Below are 3,131 nucleotides of genomic sequence, written 5' to 3'. Positions count from 1 at the left end.
GCTCTCCACCAGCCGCATCAGCACCGGCTGCACCTGGCTGCGCAGCGCGTAGATGGCCAGGGCGATGAGGAGCGCCATCGCGGCCAGCAAGAGCAGCAGGCGCGAGCGCAAGGGGGCGTACAAGGTGTCGAGGTCGGTCTTGAAGCCGAGGGCCAGGCCGTACTGCTTCAAGGGCGCGTAGGCGGTCAGCACCTCCTTGTTGCGCGGATCCCTGGCGAACAGCATGCCGGTGCGGCCTTCCAGCGCGTTGGCGATCGCGCTGGCGGCCTGGCCTTCCACCCCGTGCAGCGGCAGCTCGAAGGCGGGCTGGCGGAAGCGCGTGGCCGCACACAGGGCCTTGTCGCCGGAGCGGCCGCACAGGGCGGCGTCGGACGTGGCATCGGCCAGACGCATCTGCTCCAGCAGCTGGTTGACCAGGCGCAACGGCTGCTCGGTCTTGAGCCGGCCGACGGGCCGGCCGTCGAGCTGCACGGGGTTGTCGGTCAGCAGGTAGTAGCCGTCGGCGCCCCAGGCGAGCACCGCGTCCTGCCCCGTGTTGAGCAGCGGGTGCCGCACCTTGGTCTCTTTCCCCACCGACACGCCGACGCCCGCCACCATCTCGCCTTGTGCGTTGTAGAACTCGGCCTGGCTGAGCTCGGCCTTCAGGAAGCTGGTGGCGATGTTCTGCAAGGCCGCACGCGCCTGCGCGTCGGCCGGGTCGCGGCTCAAGCGCTCCAGGCCCTGCAGCACGGTCGGGCGGGTCGCCAGGGTCTTCGGGTACCAGAGCGCCGTGTCCAGCGAGTAGGCCAGCGAGGTGGCGTTGTTCACCGTCGATTGCAGCATCGTGTTGGCGGCCGACTCCTCGAAGGTGTCGCGCATCGACGCGAAGCCCGCCACCCCGGCCGACAGCGTGAGCAGGGTCACCACCGCCAGTGAGCGGCGCTGGATGCGCTTGGCCGCGTCGCGCAGGTCGAAGGCCTGGGTGCGGACGTGCAGGGCCCACAGGGCCGCGCTGGCCACCACGAAGCCGAGCGCGGTGACCGGCAGCAGCCGGTTGTGGTTGGCGACCTGGTACAGCGTCTCCAGCCGCAGAAAGTAGCCCGCCAGGGCGGCCAGGCCGATGAAGGCCACCACCAGGGTCGATGCAAGGTAGGCGCGCTCCCAGCCGCGCGAGCGCGGCCGCGGCAGCAGCCACAGCGCAAGACCGATGCAGGTGAAGGCGATGCAGGCGTTGGGTGACAGCCGGCCGGGCACGCTCGTGGTGGGGCCGCTGCCCGGGCTGGGCAGGTCGAGGCCGAAGTTCAGGCCGGAGAGCGTCTGGAAGAGCTGCAGCAGGGGCAGCACCAGCAGCAGCGCGATCGCCAGCTTGTTGAGCTGGGCGAGCCAGCGGTGGCGAGGCGCCTGCACGATGGCGGCTTCGGCGGCGAAGATGCCGATGCTCGCCATGCCGAACAGCAGCGGATTGGCGAAGCCGACGTTGCGCGAGCCCGGTACCAGCGCGGCCACGGCTTCCCAGGGGAGCACCCAGCGCGCCGCAGTGACGAGACTGAGGCCTGCCAGCAGGGCGCCGGCCACGCGGGCGGCTGTCAGCTGGGAGCTGTGCATGAAGACTCCGCGATGTGCTTGATGACTGCCAACTTGGGGAGCGCCCTCATGCTCCACGGGCGCGGCCTGGTTCGCCTGTCGACAGTATCCGCCTGCCGGGCGGGGGCATTTGCCGGCTCCCCCCCGAAGTGCGTGCCCCCTGCGGTACAACTTGGCAGCGCCGGCCGGGTTGGCCTTCGCACCCGCCTGGAGCCACCCCATGAAAGACACTTTCTTCGCTGCGCGCACCGGCCTGGCGTTCGGCACCTTCGCCGTGCTGGCCTGGGCGGCTCCGGCGCGGGCCACCCCCGAAGAAGACGCCGAGCTGCAGAAGAAGCTCTCCAACCCGGTGGCGGACATCGTCACCATCCCGCTGCAGCTCAACATCAACTTCGACTCGGGCCCCTACGAGAAGACGCAGTACACGCTCAACGTGCAGCCGGTCTTCCCGGTGAAGCTGGGCGACTCGGGTTGGTCGCTCATCAACCGCGTGATCCTGCCCATCCTGTCCAACCCGGCGACGGCACCAGGCCAGGAGCGCAAGAACGGGATCGGCGACGTGCTCTACCAGGGCTTCCTGTCACCGGCGCCGCACGGCCTGATCTGGGGCGTGGGCCCGGCGCTGCAGCTCAAGACGGCGAGCAACGACCGGCTAGGCAGCGGCAAGTGGGCCGCCGGCCCGACGGCGGTGGCGTTGAAGCAGGAGGGGCCGTGGTCCGTCGGCACGCTGGCCACACAGATCTGGTCGTTCGCGGGCAGCGACGACCGCGCCGACGTCAACCAGCTCCAGCTGCAGCCGATCCTGAGCTACAGCCTCTCGCCCACGCACAGCATCGCCTACTCGGGCATCGTGATCGCCAACTGGGACCAGCCCTCCAGCCAGCGCTGGCTGGTGCCGCTGGGCGCCACCTATTCCATCCTCACCCGCCCGGGCGGCGGGAACCCGATCAACTACGTGTTCGGCGGCGGCTACAACGTGGTGCGGCCCGATGACGCGGCCCGCTGGGCGCTGAAGCTGCAGGTCAACTTCGTGCTTCCCAAGTGAGAGCCCTCATTCGCTGAGCTCCATCACGAGGCGGATGCCCACCAGCGTGTAGCGCGTGTCCGGCGCGTTCCAGTTGCGGTAGCTGCAGCGCGCATAAAGCGGCCAGGTGTGCCAGGAGCCACCGCGGCGCACCTTCACGCCGCCGTCGGCCGGGCCCTGCGGGTCGTCGACCGGCGAGTGCGCGTAGTAGGTGTCGTCGTGCCAGTCGGCCGTCCACTCCCACACGTTGCCGTGCATGTCGTGCAAGCCGAAGGCATTGGGCGCGAACCGACCCACCGGCGCGGTGAAGGCAAAGCCGTCGTGCGTGGTGAGCGCAAAGGCCTGCCACTGTGACCAGTTCACGGCCGCATCGGCGTCGAACACGTTGGCCACCTGGCTCAGAGACGCCGGCGCGTCGCCGCTCGCGTACTGCGTGTGCGTGCCGGCGCGGCAGGCGTATTCCCACTCGGCTTCGGTCGGCAGGCGGTAGCGGCGCTGCTCGGTGGCGCTGAGCCAGCGCGCAAGCGCCACCGCGTCGTTCCAG

At 70.1% G+C, this 3,131-nt stretch carries 3 protein-coding genes; 1 reads left to right on the top strand and 2 read right to left on the bottom strand.

Annotated elements, in window-relative coordinates; translation table 11 throughout:
* Positions 1-1,584: hypothetical protein (locus tag VFL64_RS04705; protein ID WP_489539226.1), on the bottom strand; the 1,584-nt coding region annotated here is incomplete at its 3' end.
* Positions 1,585-1,783: 199 nt separating this feature from the next.
* Here VFL64_RS04705 and VFL64_RS04700 point away from each other — a divergent pair.
* The gene (locus tag VFL64_RS04700) at positions 1,784-2,608 is read left to right on the top strand and encodes a hypothetical protein (RefSeq protein WP_489539225.1); all 825 of its coding nucleotides are present in this window, start codon (positions 1,784-1,786) and stop codon (positions 2,606-2,608) included.
* A 6-nt stretch (positions 2,609-2,614) separates the two neighbouring features.
* Here VFL64_RS04700 and VFL64_RS04695 read toward each other — a convergent pair.
* Positions 2,615-3,131: formylglycine-generating enzyme family protein (locus tag VFL64_RS04695; RefSeq protein WP_489539224.1), on the bottom strand; the 517-nt coding region annotated here is incomplete at its 5' end.

Source organism: Rhizobacter sp. (genome assembly GCF_035702065.1).
In the GTDB taxonomy this organism is placed as follows: domain Bacteria; phylum Pseudomonadota; class Gammaproteobacteria; order Burkholderiales; family Burkholderiaceae_C; genus Rhizobacter.
This window is presented reverse-complemented; position numbering and strand designations above follow the sequence as displayed.